Annotated in this window: 22 protein-coding genes; all 22 read left to right on the forward strand. The window is 34.6% G+C overall.

Annotation, left to right across the window (positions count from 1 at the left end; genetic code table 11):
* The 22 genes from PHF10_03795 to PHF10_03900 all read left to right on the forward strand — a co-directional run bounded on the left by PHF10_03795 (position 1) and on the right by PHF10_03900 (position 18,794).
* The gene (locus tag PHF10_03795; protein ID MDD5534844.1) at positions 1-336 is read left to right on the forward strand and encodes a DUF2304 domain-containing protein; all 336 of its coding nucleotides are present in this window, start codon (positions 1-3) and stop codon (positions 334-336) included.
* A 15-nt stretch (positions 337-351) separates the two neighbouring features.
* Positions 352-972 (forward strand): signal peptidase I, encoded by a 621-nt coding sequence (lepB, locus tag PHF10_03800; protein MDD5534845.1) that lies wholly within the window; start codon positions 352-354, stop codon positions 970-972.
* A gap of 315 nt (positions 973-1,287) precedes the next feature.
* Positions 1,288-2,835, forward strand: coding sequence for a histidine--tRNA ligase (gene hisS / locus PHF10_03805; protein MDD5534846.1), 1,548 nt, complete (start codon positions 1,288-1,290; stop codon positions 2,833-2,835).
* Between the two features lie 37 nt (positions 2,836-2,872).
* Positions 2,873-4,114: a tRNA (N(6)-L-threonylcarbamoyladenosine(37)-C(2))-methylthiotransferase MtaB gene (gene mtaB, locus PHF10_03810; GenBank protein MDD5534847.1), complete on the forward strand. Its 1,242-nt coding sequence runs from the start codon at positions 2,873-2,875 to the stop codon at positions 4,112-4,114.
* Positions 4,111-5,424, forward strand: a complete 1,314-nt coding sequence (locus PHF10_03815) for an ATP cone domain-containing protein (GenBank protein ID MDD5534848.1) — start codon at positions 4,111-4,113, stop codon at positions 5,422-5,424. Before mtaB ends, PHF10_03815 begins: the two co-directional genes overlap by 4 nt.
* A 235-nt stretch (positions 5,425-5,659) precedes the next feature.
* On the forward strand, positions 5,660-6,490 hold the full coding sequence (locus tag PHF10_03820; protein ID MDD5534849.1) for a nucleoside phosphorylase: 831 nt from the start codon (positions 5,660-5,662) through the stop codon (positions 6,488-6,490).
* A gap of 15 nt (positions 6,491-6,505) precedes the next feature.
* The gene (locus PHF10_03825; GenBank protein MDD5534850.1) at positions 6,506-6,769 is read left to right on the forward strand and encodes a YtxH domain-containing protein; all 264 of its coding nucleotides are present in this window, start codon (positions 6,506-6,508) and stop codon (positions 6,767-6,769) included.
* Between the two features lie 21 nt (positions 6,770-6,790).
* Complete coding sequence (locus PHF10_03830) at positions 6,791-6,982, forward strand: ferredoxin (GenBank protein MDD5534851.1); 192 nt, start codon at positions 6,791-6,793, stop codon at positions 6,980-6,982.
* 232 nt (positions 6,983-7,214) lie between these two features.
* A complete protein-coding gene (locus tag PHF10_03835) occupies positions 7,215-7,775 on the forward strand; it encodes a 2-oxoacid:acceptor oxidoreductase family protein (protein ID MDD5534852.1) in 561 nt (186 codons plus the stop codon).
* Positions 7,775-8,047, forward strand: a complete 273-nt coding sequence (locus tag PHF10_03840) for a 4Fe-4S binding protein (protein ID MDD5534853.1) — start codon at positions 7,775-7,777, stop codon at positions 8,045-8,047. The genes PHF10_03835 and PHF10_03840 overlap by 1 nt, the downstream gene beginning before the upstream one ends.
* A 4-nt stretch (positions 8,048-8,051) precedes the next feature.
* On the forward strand, positions 8,052-9,218 hold the full coding sequence (porA, locus tag PHF10_03845) for a pyruvate ferredoxin oxidoreductase (protein ID MDD5534854.1): 1,167 nt from the start codon (positions 8,052-8,054) through the stop codon (positions 9,216-9,218).
* A gap of 38 nt (positions 9,219-9,256) precedes the next feature.
* On the forward strand, positions 9,257-9,664 hold the full coding sequence (gene ybeY / locus PHF10_03850) for an rRNA maturation RNase YbeY (protein MDD5534855.1): 408 nt from the start codon (positions 9,257-9,259) through the stop codon (positions 9,662-9,664).
* Positions 9,665-9,816: 152 nt separating this feature from the next.
* Positions 9,817-10,176, forward strand: coding sequence for a diacylglycerol kinase family protein (locus PHF10_03855; protein MDD5534856.1), 360 nt, complete (start codon positions 9,817-9,819; stop codon positions 10,174-10,176).
* A gap of 53 nt (positions 10,177-10,229) precedes the next feature.
* Positions 10,230-11,450 (forward strand): cell division protein FtsA, encoded by a 1,221-nt coding sequence (gene ftsA / locus PHF10_03860; protein ID MDD5534857.1) that lies wholly within the window; start codon positions 10,230-10,232, stop codon positions 11,448-11,450.
* Between the two features lie 3 nt (positions 11,451-11,453).
* Positions 11,454-12,626, forward strand: coding sequence for a cell division protein FtsZ (gene ftsZ / locus PHF10_03865; protein MDD5534858.1), 1,173 nt, complete (start codon positions 11,454-11,456; stop codon positions 12,624-12,626).
* Positions 12,627-12,728: 102 nt separating this feature from the next.
* Positions 12,729-13,616 carry a Fic family protein gene (locus PHF10_03870; protein MDD5534859.1) on the forward strand — a complete coding sequence of 296 codons (888 nt, stop codon included), beginning with the start codon at positions 12,729-12,731 and terminating at the stop codon, positions 13,614-13,616.
* Positions 13,617-13,897: 281 nt separating this feature from the next.
* Positions 13,898-14,155 (forward strand): WYL domain-containing protein, encoded by a 258-nt coding sequence (locus tag PHF10_03875; protein ID MDD5534860.1) that lies wholly within the window; start codon positions 13,898-13,900, stop codon positions 14,153-14,155.
* Position 14,156: 1 nt separating this feature from the next.
* Positions 14,157-14,957: an NYN domain-containing protein gene (locus PHF10_03880; GenBank protein MDD5534861.1), complete on the forward strand. Its 801-nt coding sequence runs from the start codon at positions 14,157-14,159 to the stop codon at positions 14,955-14,957.
* Between the two features lie 256 nt (positions 14,958-15,213).
* Positions 15,214-15,471, forward strand: coding sequence for a hypothetical protein (locus PHF10_03885; GenBank protein ID MDD5534862.1), 258 nt, complete (start codon positions 15,214-15,216; stop codon positions 15,469-15,471).
* Between the two features lie 153 nt (positions 15,472-15,624).
* Positions 15,625-16,113 carry a tetratricopeptide repeat protein gene (locus PHF10_03890; protein MDD5534863.1) on the forward strand — a complete coding sequence of 163 codons (489 nt, stop codon included), beginning with the start codon at positions 15,625-15,627 and terminating at the stop codon, positions 16,111-16,113.
* 64 nt (positions 16,114-16,177) lie between these two features.
* Positions 16,178-17,074 carry a signal peptide peptidase SppA gene (gene sppA, locus PHF10_03895; GenBank protein MDD5534864.1) on the forward strand — a complete coding sequence of 299 codons (897 nt, stop codon included), beginning with the start codon at positions 16,178-16,180 and terminating at the stop codon, positions 17,072-17,074.
* Positions 17,075-17,300: 226 nt separating this feature from the next.
* Positions 17,301-18,794, forward strand: coding sequence for an AAA family ATPase (locus PHF10_03900; GenBank protein ID MDD5534865.1), 1,494 nt, complete (start codon positions 17,301-17,303; stop codon positions 18,792-18,794).
* Positions 18,795-18,813: the final 19 nt, after the last annotated feature.

Below are 18,813 nucleotides of genomic sequence, written 5' to 3' on the forward strand. Positions count from 1 at the left end.
ATGCTTTGGATTCAAATATTATTCATTTTTTTAATTTTATTTATAATCAGCAGATTGATTTTAAGACTGAAAAATAATCAAATTAATTTTTTAAATTTTCTGGCTTGGTTGATTTTTTGGTTGGCGGCGACAATAGCGGTCATTTGGCCGGAAGTCACCAGTTTCTTGGCTAGAATATTAGGTGTGGGAAGGGGAGCGGATATTATCGTATATTTCTCCCTTATTTTATTATTTTATTTTGTTTTTTACGTTACGGTTAAATTGAAATTAATAGAAAGAGACATTACCAAAATTGTCGGAAAAATAAGTTTAAATGACAAGGAAGACAAAAATTAATTAAAATTCATACTTATGATAGATTCGGAAAATATAAATCCAGAAGAAGAACCGAAAAAGGGCGGCTTTTTTAAAGCAAAACCTTATTGGGCGGAATTTATTTTAGATTTGGCTAAAATTGTCATTTTGGCTTTTATAATCATTTGGCCGATTCATCATTTTGTCTTCCAGCCATTTTACGTAAGTGGACCATCAATGGAACCGAATTATTACGATAAAGATTATTTGATTGTTGAAGAAATAAGTTACCGTTTTAATTCTCCGCAGAGAGGAGAGGTGATTGTTTTCCATTCGCCCAATAATTCTCAAGATTATTTAATCAAGAGAGTGATCGGGTTGCCCGGAGAAAGAGTCGTTATCACAAAAAATAAAATTTCTATTTATAATCAGCAGTTTCCCCAAGGAGCCGGGCTTAATGAAAACAGTTATTTAAATCCGGGCCTGATTACAATGGGGGAGATCGATATTCAATTGAATCCGGATGAATACTATGTTTTGGGTGATCATCGAAATGTAAGTTTGGACTCCAGGGTTTTTGGGCCGATTAAAAAAAGCACCATTGTCGGCAGAGCTTGGTTTAGGGGATGGCCTTTTAAAAACTTAGGATTATTAAAAACTCCAATTTTTACTTTTTAAAGAGTTTTGTCCCGCCCAAGTTTTCGCGAAGCGAAAATTTAGGCGGGCTACAAAACCTTTACCCCCTCCTTTATCCCAACGATAAATTCTCGATAATCGTTAGGAATAAGGCGAAGCCGCTTCGCTTACGGCGTATCGTAAAAGGGTAGACCCCCGATGGAGTAAGGGAGGGGGTACTCAAATTTTTAGTAAAATTTTTCGCGTTATTGCCAAGCGAGTGAGAGAAAAGAAAATTTATTTTCTTTTCCGAGTAAGCGTAGGCAACACAGATCTGATAATCTTTATAAATAACTTAAAAATTTTAAAAAATTCGGTATGAACAAAAAAAAGAACAAAAAAATTAACAAAATAGCGAAAAAGAATAAGAATAATAAAAATAAGAGCAAAAAAAAGCAATTGATTAAACGACCTGAAAAAAGTCCGGTTAGACGAGAAAATAAAATTAGAAATATTCAAGATAATACCGTTCAGCCTCTTATTCAACATAAAAAATATTTGCCGAAAAGTTTGCGCGGCATGGAAGATATTTTACCTGAAGAAGGAAAATATTGGGATTTCGTTTTTCAAAAGGCGCAGGATTTGGCAGAGGATTATGGGTTTAAGAAAATTGAAACCCCTGTTTTGGAAGAAAGAGTTTTATTTGAAAAAAGTACAGGGATGACCACCGAAGTGGTTGAGAAACAAATGTATCAGTTTACTGATCGAGGACAAAATCAAGTGGCGCTGCGGCCGGAATTCACACCTTCAATGGTTAGAGCTTATATTGAACACGGAATGTTTAACTTATCTCAGCCGATAAAATTATTTTGTTTCGGCCCGCTCTTTCGTTATGAAAGACCTCAAGCCGGTCGGCTCCGCCAATTTCACCAAATTAATTTGGAAGTTTTAGGATCAGACAAACCGGTCAGTGACGCCCAGGTTATTCTATTTTGTAAAACTTTTTTTGAGGAATTGGGAATTAAAATTTCCATTCAAATCAACAGTTTGGGCTGTTTGGAATGCCGTAAAGTTTATCGCGCCAAATTGATAAATTATTTTAAATCAAAACGAAACAGACTTTGTCCTGATTGCCAAAAAAGATTGGTTCGCAATCCTTTGAGAATTTTGGATTGCAAGCAAGAAAATTGTAAAGATTTGATAACTGATGCTCCTCAAATAGTCGATAGTTTATGTGAAAATTGTCATTCTCACTTTGTAAAAGTTTTAGAATGTCTTGATGAGGCGGAAATTGCTTATGAATTGAATCCGTTTTTGGTTCGAGGATTGGATTATTACACCCGAACAGTATTTGAAATCGTACCCGTCAGAACGGAAGTTATTTCAATGAAAAAAGTTTCTAAGCCGAAAGAAGAAAATAAAGAATTATTACCCGGTATGCTTCCTGGTCAGGTAAGCGAAGAACCGATAGAAGTTGTTCCCGTGGCTCCTCCTATGTCAGCTTTGGGTGGCGGAGGAAGATATGATAATTTAGTCGGAGAATTAAGCGGCAGAGAAACACCGGCGCTTGGCGTGGCTTTTGGCGTGGAAAGAATTATTGAAGAATTGAAATATCAAAATATCAGAATTTCCAAAGAACGGGCGCCAAAAATTTTCTTGGCTCAGCTCGGAGAATTGGCCATGCGAAGATCTTTGAAATTACTTGAAGATTTGCGCAAAGAAGGATTCAGAGTGGCGGAGAATTTAGCCAAAGACAGCTTGCGGGCTCAATTGGAAATGGCCAATAAAATAGGCGTTAAATTAACTTTGATTTTAGGACAGCAAGAAATGAGTGATAAAACTATTATTTTCCGCGATATGTCCAGCGGCAATCAAGAAACAATTGATCAGGAAAAAATGATTAAAGAATTAAGAAAAAGAATATAAAGAGTTTTGTCTCATTAAATTTTTAAATAATTTTGGTATGAAGACAATAGCCATTTGCACATTGGGCTGCAAATTAAATCAGGCTGAAGCGGAAGAATTGAAAGAAAAATTTGAAGAAAGGGGATTGAGAATAGTGGAGCCGCTTCAAAAAGCTGATTTTTATATTATCAATGCCTGCGCCGTTACCCAAAAAGCGGAGAAAGAAACTCGGCAGCTTATTTCCCGAATCAAGCGGATGTTTCCTAAAACTTATTTGATAGTTGTTGGCTGTTTTCCTTCCATTCTCAGGCTTGATCGCGAATTTATCGGCAAGGTTGATAAATGGATTGATAACAAAAATAAAGAAAAAACCGACAAACTTATTTTGGGACAAATCATTAAAAAGAAGAAAGGCAAAAATGATTTAAAAAAGAAAACGAGAGCGTTTATTAAAATTCAGGATGGATGCCAAAATTATTGTTCTTATTGTATTGTTCCTTATTTGCGAAAAGAAATTTCAAACAAGCCGGCGCAAAAAATCATTCAGGAAATTAAAAATAGAGAAAAAAACGGCTGCCAGGAAATAGTTCTGGTCGGCACCAACATCGGCAACTACCGGATAGGGAAATATGATTTGAAGGATTTGTTAAAAGAAATTTTAAATAAAACCACCATCAAGAGAATAAGGCTTTCCTCGCTTTGGCCGACCTTAATTGACTCGGAGTTCGTCAAATTAATTCAGAATAATCCGAGAATTTGTCCGCACATTCATTTGTCAATTCAATCCGCTTCCGGCGAAGTTTTGGAAAAAATGAATCGCCCCTACAATCGCAAAGATTTGGAAAAAATAATAAAACAACTTAAACAGATTAAAGATATCAATCTCACGGCCGATATTATCGTCGGTTTCCCCGGAGAGAGCGAGAAAGATTTTCAAGAAACTTATAATTTCGTCAAATCAAGTCAATTTTTGAAAATTCATGTTTTTAAATTTTCCGCCCGCCCGGGCACCAAAGCTTCTCTTGTTGAAGACGAAATTTCGGATAAAATAAAAAAAACAAGAAGCAATAAATTGATTAAGCTCGGCGAGAAATTATCAGAAAAACAAAGGAAAATATTCATTAATTCAACTTCGGAAGCGTTGATTGAAAACAAAAGAAGCGAATATTGGCAAGGATATACCCCGAATTATCTCAAAGTTTTTTTCAAAAGTGGTAAAGATTTAACCAATCAAATAGTCAAAGTGAAATTAGTTAAATTTTATCAAGACGGTTTCATGGGCAAATTAATTTCTTTATGAAAATTACTAAAATTTACAAACGAGACGGAACAATAGTTCCATTTCATCAAATAAAGATTACCCATGCTATTTACAAGGCTGCCCAGGAAGCCGGGGGACATGATATGAATCTGGCGGAAAAACTTTCGGATATGGTGGTGGATATTGTGGAAAATCATTCGCCCGAAACCATTCCCACGGTTGAAGAAATTCAGGATATTGTTGAACAAGTTTTAATCAAAGAAGGGCATATTAAAACTTCAAAACTTTATATTTTATATCGTCAAAAACGCAAAGAACTGCGAGAAAAAAGAGACAAAAAGGAAATAGAGAATATACCTTATAAAACTATTTGGCAAAGCTTGGTTTGGAATTTGGAACATTCTTGCGACACAATCAGTAAATTAAACGAGCATGTTGAAGCTGGTACTTTTTCTCAATTAATAAAAGATTCAGAAGCAAGATATGACGAAGAGATTTCAAAAGTGGCGGCGTCAATAAAAGAAAATCTTAACAGAGTAAAATTATTGATTATCAGCGGCCCGTCTTCTTCCGGTAAAACCACCACCACTCAAAGAATTGCCGAAGAGCTCAAAAGAGAGGGGATGGATTTTATCAAGCTTACGGTGGATAATTATTTTTACAGTTTAAAATATCAATTAAAAGACGATTATAGCGATTATGATTTTGAAGGTCCTTATGCTTTGGATATCCCTTTGATCAATCAGCACTTGGCGGATTTATTAAGAGGAAAGGAAATTGACGTGCCAAGATATAATTTTCAATTGGGTTGCCGCGAAGAAAAAACCGATAAATTAAAACTTAAGGGCAATCAAATAATTTTAATAGATTCTCACTTCGGCATTTACGACAAATTAACCGAGATTGTGCCGGAAGATAAAAAATACAAGCTTTATTTGGAGACTCTTTGTCAATTGAGAGACAAAGACGGACAATTTGTCAGATGGACCGATATCAGATTATTGAGACGGATGATCAGGGATGTTCAATTCAGAGGTTATAATCCGAAAGAAACAATCGGACATTGGCATTACGTGCGGCAGGGAGAATTGAAAAATATTATTCCTTACATTCATACGGCTGATTACGTTTTTAACACCAGTCTGGCTTATGAACTGCCGATTTTAAAACATTGCCTTTTTAAATTTTTTCCGGAAATGATTGAAACTTATAAAAAAGATCCGAATCGTCAAGACGCTTATATTCGGGCTCAAAGAGTTTATGATTTATTGAAAGAAGTTAAAGAATTGTCGGACAAATCTTTAGTGCCTCAAAATTCAATTTTAAGAGAATTCATCGGCGATAATTAAAAATTAGTATTTAAAATAATATGCCAGGTAGTGGACTTTGACTTGTCCTCTCACAACTAAAAAGTTTTATCTGGTATATATTTTGCGCATCTAACATATTGTTGAAGATTTAATTTGTTGATTTTTGGTCGGACAAAAAAAATTCATAAAATAAAAAAGGTTTCCTAAAATAATTTAATTAATAACTTAAAACTTTGGTAATTTTACAAAAATTGTCAAAGTTCTACTACCTGGTATGGTTAAACCAACCGCTAAAATGCCCGCTCAACCAAGTGGGGCTCAATATCATATTAATTGTAAAAAAGGAGACTTGGCGCCATTCGTGCTTTTGCCCGGCGATCCGGGGAGAGTGGCGAAAGTGGCCAATCTTTGGGATAAGAAAAAAGAAATAGCCAATCATCGGGAATATCATTCCATGACCGGTGAATATAATGGCACAAAAATTTCTTGTCTTTCCACCGGCATCGGTTCGCCATCCACGGCTATTGCTGTTGAAGAAGCGGCCAGAATCGGCTGTCATACTTTTATTCGCATTGGTTCCACGGGCGCGATTCAACCGCACATTAAACCGGGTGATTTAATTATCAATACTGCCGGAGTCAGATTGGAAGGAACTTCTCATTCTTATGTTGACGCGAATTATCCAGCCTTTGCTCATTACGAAGTAATTTTGGCTTTAATAGAGGCGTGTGAAAAATTAAAAATAAAATATCATTTGGGAATTACCGCTTCAACCGATGCTTTTTATGTTGGTGAAGGCAGACCGGGTTTTAGGAGATACGACCAATCGCGCTTTAAACACACCCTGGAAGATTTGCAACAAACCAGAGTGACTAATTTGGAGATGGAATCTTCGGCTCTTTTCACCATTGCTAATTTATATGGTTTGAGAGCGGGTTCGGTTTGCGCGGTTTTTGACAACATCGTGACAGGAGATTGGGGAATAATTGGTGAAAAAGAAATCGGCTTGGTAGCTTCGGAAGCGGTGGCGATTTTGGACAAGTGGGATAAATTAAAAGATAAAAAACATAAAAAATATTTTTACCCTTCACTTTTAACTAATTAATTTAAATTTAAATTTATGTGTTGTAAAGGAAAAAAAGTTTTTAAAGGATTTGCGTTAGGAACAATTTTAGGAGGCGTTTTAGGCGTATTGTTTGCCAAAAAATCCGGCAAAGAAACCAGAAAAGAATTAGGCAAAAAAATGGAAGAAATAGGTGAAAGAGCTACTGATGCCAAAGAAAAAGTTTTTGAAACCGCCAAAAATACAGCCGAGAAGGTTAAAGAAATCAAAGACGAAGTTGTGAAAAATGTTGAAGAAATTAAAGATGTTTTTAAAGAATAAATAATTTAAAATAATTTTTGTATGTTTAAAATTCAAATAGACAAAGAAAAATGTATTGGCTGCGGAACTTGCGAAGCGGTCTGTCCGATTAATTGGGAAATGGGGGATGATGGCAAAGCCAAAATGATTAAAGACGAAATTGAAGATTTGGGCTGCAATCGTTTAGCGGAAGAAAATTGCCCGGTTCAAGCCATTAAACTTACGCCGCAATAAAAAGTCGCGAAATTCACCTTCACTCAACGCTCCAAATCCTTGAAAATTAAAGTCGTTTTGCTTAAAGAAAAATTCATAACTCCTCTCCCGACTATAGCGGGATCGTCAAACAGATGAATTTTTCTGCAAAACTCCTTAATTTTCTAAGGCTTTTCCGCGACATCGTTCAGGTGAATTTCGCTAAAGCGTAATTTGTAGTATTCATAAAATTCATAGATTAGTATTATAACTTATGTTTGAAATTCGCATTCATGGTCGAGCAGGTCAAGGAGCAAAAACAATTGCTCAACTTTTTGCTGAAGTCAATTTGGCGGTAGGCAAATTTGTTCAGGCTTTTCCTTCGTACGGACCGGCCAGAGAAGGGGCAGCGATGAATGCTTTTGTCAGAATTGACAATCAGCCGATTAAACTGCATTCGGATATTAAAAAACCGGACGCGGTTTTGGTAATTGACCCCTTGTTGGTTGAAACTGAAAATGTCACTCAAGGTTTGAAAAAAAACGGAATTGTTATTATCAATTCAAACGCTTCAAGCGACAGTTTTAAAAAGAAACTGGGTAATAATTTCAGAATTTATACCGTTCCGGCTTCGCATATTGCTTTGAAATTTTTCAAGAAAGATATTCCCAATACCGTTTTGCTCGGCGCTTTGGTCAAGGCGACGAAAATTATTTGTTTGGACGAATTGCTCAAGGGAACTAAAGAAAAATTCGTAAAAAAATTAAGTCCTCAATTGATTGAGGCAAATTTAAAATCAATTCAAGAAGGTTATAATTTTCTTAAAATATCATAATGACTGAAAAAAATAAAATTTTAATTGGCGGAATAATTGACAAACCGGGTTCGTCAAAAGATTATAAAACCGGCTCTTGGCGGTCTCAAGTGCCTGTTTGGGATAAAAAAAAATGCATTCAATGTTTAGTTTGCGTTAATTATTGTCCGGAAAATTGCATCCCGCTCAAAGAAGACAAAAGAGTTGAAACAGATTTTGATTATTGCAAGGGTTGCGGAATTTGCGCTCAAGTTTGTCCGGTCAAAGCAATAATAATGAAAGAGGGAAAATAAAATGATTAAAAATAATTTTAAAACAATAGCCTTAACCGGCGGAGAAGCCGCAGCCGAAGCGATGAGACAAATTAATCCGGCTGTTTTTTCGGCTTATCCGATTACTCCACAAACTCCGATTATTGAAAAATTCGCGAAAATAGTTGAACAGGGATTGGTGGAGACGAAATTCATTTCCGTTGAATCAGAACATTCGGCTATGAGTTTGGTGGTTGGCGCTACTGCCGCGGGCGGACGGGCGATGACGGCCACTTCCAGTCAAGGATTGGCTTTAATGATTGAAATTTTGCCCATTGCCTCGGGTTTGCGTTTGCCGATTGTGATGAATTTGGCAATGAGAGCTTTATCCGCTCCTTTAAATATTCATAATGATCATCAAGATGCGATGCTGGCGCGCGATTTGGGTTGGATACAAATATTCTGTGAAAATAATCAGGAAGTTTATGAAAATAATTTTTTAGCCGTTCGTTTGGCCGAAAGTCAAAAAGTTAAATTGCCGGTTATGGTTTGCCAAGACGGTTTTATCGCTTCGCATAATTTGGAAGGCGTTAAAGTTTATGACGATAAAATAATCAAAAATTTCGTCGGCGATTATACTCCGGAAAATTATCTTTTAAATCTTAAAAAACCTTTAACCATCGGAGCGTTCGTGATGCCGGATTATTATTTTGAAATTAAAAAACAAGTGGCGGACGCGATGAACGAGGCAAAAAAAGTTTATTTGAAAATAGGACAAGAGCTTAAAAAAATCACCGGCAATAATTACGGATATTTTGAAGAATATTTTATGTCTGACGCGAAAGCGGTGATCGTGGCCATGGGTTCTGTCAGCGGCACAGCCAAAGCAGCAGTGGATAAATTGAGATCTCAGGGCAAGAAAGTCGGCTTGTTGAAAATTAATTTATACCGGCCATTTCCTTATAAAGAAGTGGAAAAAGTTTTAAATAAAATAAAATTTGTCGGCATTTTGGAAAGAGTGATGGGTTGCGGTTCAATAACGCCGTTGACCAGCGATATCAGCGAATGCTTGAATTCAAAAACCTCAAGACAAACTTATATTTTGGGATTGGGCGGAAGAGATGTTCAAATGGAAGAAATAGAAGGAATTTTCAATGATTTGCTTAAAGGAAAATTAAGTAAAGAACCGAAATATGTTGGACTGAAAAACTAGCTTCTTAGCTTGTAGCTTTTTAGCTTCTTAGGATTAATATGATTATAGAAATCAATAAATTAATAAAATTTAATCTCAGCAAGAATTTTATTAAATTGATTTTGAAAAGAATTTTGAAGGAAACCGCCAAGAAAATTCCAAAAATAAAAAATATCGATTCTTTCTCCGTTGTTTTTACAAACGAAAAAACGATTCAGGCGATTAATAAAAAATATCGCAAAATCAATAAAGCCACTGACGTTCTGTCTTTCAGCGATCCGGCCGAAATTATAATTTGCTGGTCTCAGCTCAAAAAGCAGGCGAAAGAATTCAAGCACACTCAAATTGAAGAATTGAAAATTTTATTGGTTCACAGTGTTCTGCATATTTTGGGACACGACCATCGTTTTGAAAAAGAAAAAAATAAAATGGACAAACTCGCTAATCAAATACTTAGAGTAATATAAGACTTCGTAAGTTGGCGGACGCGAATTGCCGTGAAAATTTATAGTTATTAGTTAATGGTTTTTAGTCTTGGTTTATTGGTTGCCGGTTTCTAACTGACAACTGAATAACTATAACCAATAACTATGAACTAAAAACTATTATAAATACGCATATGTTTTTCAATCGTTTAATTAAAAGTTTCATCAATGCTTTTCGGGGGATAGGGTATACCTTTCGCCACGAAGTCAGCTTCAGAATTCAGATTATTTTTGCAATTGTTGTTTTAATCGGCGCTTTTTATTTGCCTTTGAGAACTCTGGAAAGAGTGGTGATTATCTTATTAGTGGCGATGGTTTTAATTTTGGAACTGGCCAATTCGGTATTGGAAAGAGTGGTTGATTTATTTCAACCGAAAATAGATTATATCGCCAAAGCGGTTAAAGATATTATGGCCGCCGCGGTTTTTGTGGCCGCCTTGGCTTCGGTCGTGGTGGGACTAATTATCTTCGTACCATATCTTCTTAAAATTTAAACATTAAAAATTTGTTTAGAAATTAAAAATTAGAAATTAGAAATTTAAATCATATGTCTTCCAAAGAAATAATTACAGGAATTGACCTCGGGTCAAAATCAATAAAAATCGCCGTTGGGCAAGAAGTTGCCGGTGAGTTGAATATTATCGGCTTGGCCGAAGAACCATCGGAAGGAATTTCAAAAGGAATGATTATCAGCATTGAAGATACCATTTCTTCTCTTTCTTCTTGTCTTGAAAAAATTGATAAAATGATAAGCATGCAAATAGAGCATGCTTATATCGGTATTTCCGGCTCGCATATTATTTCGCAAGAAAGCAAGGGCGTGATAGCCATTTCCCGAGCTGACGGAGAAATAAAAGACGATGATGTCAGAAGAGTTTTGGAAGCGGCTCAAACCGTGGTTACGCCGCCGAATTATGAATTCATTCACAGCATCCCGAGAAGTTTTACGGTTGATAATCAGCCCGGAATCATAGATCCGATCGGTATGACCGGCGTGCGCTTGGAAGTGGAATCGCAAATTATTTTAGGCCTTTCAAATCAAATTAAAAATTTAACAAAATGTTTTTATCGCGTCGGCGTTAACATTGATGACAAAATTTTATCGGTTTTGGCCGCCGCGGAAACAGTGCTTTCCAGAAGACAGAAAGATTTCGGCGTGGCCGTGGTCAATTTGGGACACACCACCACCAGCTTGGTTGTTTTTGAAGAAGGAGATATTTTATTGGCAAAAGTGTTGCCCATTGGCGCCCGCCATATTACCGGCGATATTTCTCTCGGTTTGAAAATTCCTCTTGATTTGGCCGAGGCGATTAAATTAAGATATGGAACAACTTTGCCCGACAAAGTGGACAAGCATGAACAAATCAATTTGAAAGATTTGGATGAAAATGAAGAAGGCCTGGTTTCCAGAAAAGAAGTGGCGAAAATCATTGAAGCAAGATGCGAAGAAATTTTTGAAATAGTTGATAAAGAATTAATGACCGTGGCCAGAAGCGGCAAATTGCCGGCCGGCGTGGTCTTGATCGGCGGGGGATCAAAATTGGACGGATTGGTGGAAACGGCTAAAAATGTTTTCAAAACTCCGGCTTCAATCGGCGTGTCTCAAGGATTCACGAGCGGAATCAATAAATCTTACGACCCGATTTTTTCCACAGCCGTGGGTTTGGTTTTATACGGACCGAAAAACAGCATCAGGAACACAAAAGTTCTCAAGAATGAAACTTTTTCAAAAATAAAAAAAATGTTTAAAATGCTTAATCCGCTTTAAACTATGGCTCAATCCAAAAATCAGTCGTCAAAGTTGGCGGTAAAAATAAAAGTTATTGGCATCGGCGGGGCGGGTGGAGCGACTATCGGCAGGCTGATTAAAGCTAAAATAAACAATATTGAATACGTCGCCATCAATACTGATTTTAAATCTCTGGATTCAATCAAGGGAAAAGTTCAAAAAATAAAAATAGGAAAAAAAATCACCAAAGGATTGGGAACGGGAATGAATTTGGAACTGGGCAGAATGGCTATTGAAGAAAGCATCAATGACGTGAAAAAATCTTTAAACAACGCTGACTTGATTTTTATCGTTTCCGGATTGGGCGGGGGAACGGGCAGCGTGGTAACGCCCATTGTGGCGGAATTGGCGAAAAAAAATGGAGCTCTTGTTATCGGCGTAATGACTACGCCTTTTATTTTTGAAGGAGCTCAACGCAAGCATATTGCCGATGAAGCTCTTAAAAAAATAATTCATCGAGTTGACGCGATGGTTACCATTCCGAACAGCCGGCTTTTGCAGACCATTGATAAATCAACTCCTTTATTGGAAGCGTTTAATATTTCCAGCGAAATTTTAAAACAGGCGATAGAAGGAATTTATAATATTCTTAATTTGCCCGGTTTGATTAACATAGATTTTGTTGAAGTCAAAACGGTTATTGAAAACGCCGGAGAAACAATACTCGGCATGGGCACGGCCGAAGGAGAGGACAGAGCCAGGCAAGCCGCAAAATTGGCCTTGGAAAATCCTTTAATAGATATTTCCATCAAGGGAGCGAAAAAAGTTCTTTGCACCATCAGCGGCGGACCGGATTTAACCATGAATGAAGTTTATGAAATCACTCAAGAAATCACCAATCAAATCGGAAAAGAGGCGCAAATTATTTTCGGCGCCGTAACAGATGATAATTTAAAAAATAAAGTTAAGGTGACGATTGTCGCCACGGGTTTCAGCCAATTGCATTCTTATACGCCAATTTTTGAGCCGTTCCACAAAAAAGAATTTACCGAAACTCCACTGCCTCAAAAATCTTCAATTAAAGAAGAAAAAAAAGAAATATTGAAAATAGAACCGATTTCAAAACAGGAATATAAATCAAAGTTTCAAAACAACAGCGAATTGTCGGAAGATGAATTGGAAATTCCCGCGTATTTGAGAAAGAAAAAGATGTAATTTAAGGTGAAATTATAGTCAAAACCGTGAAAATCCGTGTTTTTTACCAGTTTTTCACGGTTATCTTGACAAAACCGTGAAAAAAGTGTATAATAGTAGTATATGACAAAAATACTTAATGTTTTCAATAATATAAATTCTCTTCGTGAGAGATACTATAAAGCGTCTATAGGCAAGCAGGCGCTTATTAAACTTATCGCCGAAACCGAAGTCGCCGAACAGGTTTATAACTCAAACGCCATTGAAAACAGCACGCTTACTTTCGAAGAAACCGAAAAAATACTTCTTCAAATTGATTTGGACAGATTTATTACCGAACGAGAAATTTTTGAAGCAAAGAATTTGGCAAAAGTTGTATCCTATATAGACAAAAAAGCCAAAGAACAAGAACTTACACTTGAAGTAATTTTATCACTTCATAAAATGTTAATTTCAAATATCCGCGATGATGTCGCCGGAAGATTTAGAAAAGACAATGAATTTGTGCGTGTTGGAAACCATATAGCCCCGAATCCAAAAGAAGTAGTGGATCGCCTTGAAAAAATGTTGGCGGAATATAATGCCGCAAGCCATGAGAATATTATTAAGCGCATAGCGAAATTGCATCTTGCTTTTGAATATACCCATCCGTTTATTGACGGCAATGGCCGCATTGGACGCGTTATTAACAATTATTTACTGATACGAGAAGGATTCGTCCCGATAAATATAAAATTTATTGACAGGAAAAAATATTATGAAGCATTTAAAGAATTTGACGAAAAAGGCGCGACGGCTGTTATGGAAGAAATAGTGGGTAGGGCGCTTACTAATAGTTATCACAAACGATTGGCATATTTGGAAGGTAAAAAAATTATCACTCTGGCTGACTATGCTAAAAATAATAAACTTTCGCATTCAAATCTTATAAATAAAGCGGTTCGTCAAACAATTGAAGCTTTCTTGGAAAAGAATGTCTGGAAGATCGGCGTTAATAATACTAAAAAATAATATAAACAACAGCGAATTGTCGGAAGATGAATTGGAAATTCCCGCGTATTTGAGAAAGAGAAAGATGTAAAATGAAAAAGCCCCCGATAGAGACGGAACTCTATAAGGGTCTTCTTCGTGGTGATATAATCATCTTATCAAATATAAAATTTTTGTCAAAACATTTATTGTGAATAAATTTCAAAATTTTTAGAAATAGTGAGTAGTATGTTGGAGTAAAATTTGATATAATTAAAAATTAACAGTTAATACTTGAACAGTAATAACTAACCAAAAAAATAATGTACTCAATTATAGAAACAATCAAACAGGCTGCCAGTAAAAGAAAGATTTTAAAGATTATTTATCGTGAGAAAGATGGTACAAGCGAGGGGTGGCGATATATAGAACCCTATAGTTTCAGTCATGATGATGGCGAAGACGGTCTTTTTGCTTGGGATATTAGTAAAGGTGGCATCAGGAGATTTTCATTTGATAGAATTAATGATATTCAACTCACTGATGAAACATATAATCCGCGTTATGGGATAGAAATTTAATATGGAAAATAAAAAATTTAAATTAAAAATAAAAAAAAGAACTTTACTTATTATTGATTGGGCAAACGTTTGGGGTTGGTCAAAAACTTTAAAATGGGAAGTATGCCCTCAAAAATTATTTAAATTTTTTGATAGACCAAAAATTATTGATAAAAGATTTTATTATGGAGTAGAAAAGGGTCAGCCAAAATCAGAAAATTTTGAATTAGAAATTAAAAACATCGGATTTACTCCTATTTTTAAAGAAGTTAAATGGATACCAGTTTTGCTGGAAGAACAGTCTCATTTTAAGAAAATTGTTAAAGATTTATTTAATGTATTAGATAATGTGAAAAATACAAATTCTAATATTTCAAATAAACTTTATGAGTTGATTAAAAAAATCAATGATTTGTCTGAAACAAGCGTTGGTAACAACAAGGAATCTTTTAACTTGTCTAGTGAGAAAAGTTTAAAGGAAATATTTGACTTAATTGAAGAATTGGATATTGATTTGAAAAATTTGAATATTGAAATAGGCGGGCTTCAAGAAAATTTAAAATTGCCGGTTCGAAGGCGGAAATGTGATTTTGATGTAGAAATAACTAGAGATGCTTTGAATGCTCAAGATAATTATGATACATTATTGTTATTTAGTGGGGATGGTGATTATTCTGCCTTAACAGCGGATTTAATTGCAAAAGGTAAAAAGGTAATTTTAGTTTTTGCTTCTGATCATTTAGGGAAGGAATATCGAGAGATAAAGAGTAATCTTTTTTATGCTTGTTTAATTGATAATTTAAGAGATATTTTACAAAAATAAATCCGAGGAAGTAATTCCTCGGATTTATGTGTATCTCAATGAATAAATTCATTGAGCGCGATTAATTAAAATATAGCATATAATGTTAAAATTACAATAGGCCATTGTGGATAACCTCAAACAGCGAATTGTCGGAAGATGAATTGGAAATTCCCGCGTATTTGAGAAAGAAAAAGGGGTAATTTATCTTGCACTATTCCTTAAATAAACCGCGATAGAACAATAGAAGGGGAATAAATTAATTATAATATAAAATATGAGCCTAACAAATAGAATAAGTGATGGGTGGCTTCGCTTATTAATAACAATTTGCTATACAATTATTTCTTTATTTTTTCTATATAAAGGAGTTGATTTAATAAAAATAGGAGCAAGAGGAGAATGGAGGGTTGTTGCTGATTTTAAAGATATACCACTTTATATAACAAGTATTTCCCCTGGTGTATTAGTAATTTTAGCTGGCATGCTGATAATGTGTTGGGGCCTGCCAACAACTATAAAGAATTTAAAATAAATATGGCCCGAATAAGATACAAAAATCCAATTGAATATAAAGGGTTATAGGCGGGGAAAATTTTATGACAAGAAGATACCTATTAATGAGTCCACGAAGAGAAATTTTAATATATGATGAAAAAAATTAAAAACTAATTTAATCGTCAGTCATATGCATGCAAAAATTTTAAATCAAGATGCCGATACTTATTACAATGAAGGAATAGGCTTAGAAAAATTGGGACACTACGAAGAAGCAATAGAAATGTATGACCAAGCAATTAAAATTAATCCTCGATTTGACGCCGCCTATTACAGTAAAGGAAGGACCTTAAATGAATTAGGGAATTACAGAGAAGCGATAAAAATGTTTGATCAGGCAATTAAAATTGCCCCTCAATTTGCCTGGATTTATAATAAAGGATATCAAGAAGTGATAGAAAGATCCTGTCAGGCAATCAAATTTAGAGGAAGTGACTTAAATGAATTAGGGAATTACAGAGAAGCGATAAAAATGTTTGATCAGGCAATTAAAATTGATCCTCAGAATGCCGATGTTTATATTAGAAAAGGATATGCCTTAGATAAATTAGGTAATCATAGAGAAGCGATAAAAATGTATAAAAAGGCACTTAAAATTGATCCTCATTTTGGAGAATAAATAATTGAATAAAAATAATGAATAGTGACTACGATGATTTAATTAAATTAAAGTAAATGAATCTATGGAAGAAAAATTAAAAAAACGATTTACTTTTAAACTTTGGAGTCGCGAAAGAGATTTAAAAACTTTAAAATATATTGCTATATTTATAGTTGTTTTCGCTTCAATCATAATAATCTTGGATGCGATTGACTATCAGTTTGGCTCCAATGAAGATAACTCAGCTAATGAACCTACTGAGCAAAAAGTGGAAGAAAATAATTGCAATGTGTCGGGCATTCAATTGCATGGGGAATTTGTGACTTATATTCCATCAAATAATTTTGATAAAGACGGAAATGTTTTGGAAGATCAAACCTCTTCTGACAATATTGTTTATTACATCAATGAAGCAGAAAAAAATGAAAGTATTAAAGCTATCATTTTAGAAATTGATTCTTACGGCGGTTCAGGAGTAGCCGCGGAAGAAATCAGTAATGCTTTAAAAAATGCTAAAAAGCCAACAGTTGCTTTAATTAGAGATATTGGAGCCTCGGCTGCTTATTTTGCGGCAACCGGTACAGACAGAATTTTTGCTTCTAAAAATTCTAACGTTGGCAGCATAGGAGTTACCATGTCTTATCTAGACTATACTCAACAAAATCAAAAAGAGGGAGTGACTTATATTCCGCTTAGTTCAGGAAAATTCAAAGATACCGGCGACCCGGATAGGGCACTCTCACAAGAAGAAAAAGACCTTTTAATGCGTGACGTCAATATCCAATATCAAAATTTCATAAAATCAGTAGCGGAAAATAGAAATTTAGATATTAAAAAAGTGGCAGAATTAGCTGATGGTTCAACTATGCTTGGAGAAATGGCACTTCAAAACGGATTAATTGATCAAATCGGCGGGATAGAGGAGGTTAAAGAATATCTAAAAGAAAAAATCGGAGAAGACGTGGATATTTGTTGGTAAATAATTTTATTTAAGAAAAAATAATTCCCGCGTATTTGAGAAAGAAAAAGATGTAGTTTATTCCCTACCGGATTGACAATTTTTTATCGCTCAAATTCTAGCAGTTTGAATTAAAATTTTGCATAAGTTTTCAAAATATATTATTTTTTAAATGATGATGAATATAAATGGATTATTGCACAATTTAATGAATAAGTGAGTTAAGAAATATAAGGTTCAAAATAGTATGAAAAATATTCAAATTCAGAAATCGAATAGTAGTGAGAAAGAAACCATAACAATTGAAAAAAATATGGTTATTATTGGGGCAAATGGTTCTGGTAAAACAAGACTCGGAGCAATGCTTGAACAAATAAATACTCCTACAAAAAGAATTTCTGCACAGAGATATTTGACATTGCGTGAATTAGTAGAAAAGCAAGACGTTGAGACTGCAGATAATCAACTTAAAAATATTTATAAAAATCAACCTTCTAATTCACCTCAAAATGATTATCAGCAAGTACTTATTTTATTGTTTGCCCAAGAATCAAGGAGGGATTCAGAGTACGTAGCATCTTCGCGTGAGTCTAGAGGGAGGGTAGAAATTCCACAATCAATAAAAGAGAAGGTGATTGATTGTTGGATTTCTATTTTTCCTTATCGAGCATTAAAACTTGAGAAAGATAGGGTTCGAGCTGATGATTTCTCTGGGCAAGAGATGAGTGACGGCGAAAAAGTTGGCCTGTATTTAATCTCTCAAATTTTACTTGCTGAAAAAGACTGTATTCTAATTATTGATGAACCAGAACTTCATCTACATAAAGCTTTAATGACAAGATTGTGGAATAAATTAGAAGAATATAGAAGTGACTGTACTTTTATTTATATAACCCATGATCTCGATTTCGCAGTTAGTAAGTCGTCAAGTAAGCTCATTTGGGTCCAGAGTTATAAAGATAATTTATGGATTTGGAAAGAGATTGATCCAAATAATATAATTCCTGAGAATCTTTATCTTGAAATACTTGGAAGTCGAAAATCAATTTTATTTGTTGAAGGTGAGAAGGGTTCGCTAGATATACAAATTTATCAGTTATTCTATGATAATTTTACAGTTATTCCTCGCGGCTCTTGTGGAGAAGTAATTGAATCGGTAAAGGGTTTAAAAAAGAATCCTAATCTTCACGACAAAAAGGTTTATGGGCTTATTGACAGGGATTTTCATTCTGAAGAAAAGATTAAATCATGGCATAAAAAAGGAATATTTAGTATTAAATTAAATAAGGTAGAAAATCTTTTTTTGATACCAGAAATAATTGAGATGGTCTGTAATCATTTGTCGAAACCAGAAGAAAAAGAAAAAATTATCTCAAAAATTAAGGAAAATTATAAAAAAAATAAAAAGAAAATATTTTTTACTGCTTCAAAAGATCGACAACATAGGCACTTAGGTGAAAAATTTGGATTGGTAAAAAATAAAAAGAATTATGATAATTTTAAAAGTGTTATTTTTTCTGAATTAGATAGCCTGTTTGTAAGTGATTTGCCAGATAATAATAGTGAAATTATAGAAATATTGAAGGTTTATCCGTATAAGGGTTTTGTTAGAGAGATACAGGGAATGGTAGGATTATCAAAAAATGAATATATAAATTTGGTGTTAAGTTTTTTATCATCTTCCGATAAAAGAAAAAAAATAATTAAAATTTTAAAATTTTATTTACCCAGAATAAACTAAGAATCTATAAATTATTTTT

Source organism: Patescibacteria group bacterium (genome assembly GCA_028716665.1).
Taxonomy (GTDB): domain Bacteria; phylum Patescibacteriota; class Patescibacteriia; order UBA2591; family JAQUPP01; genus JAQUPP01.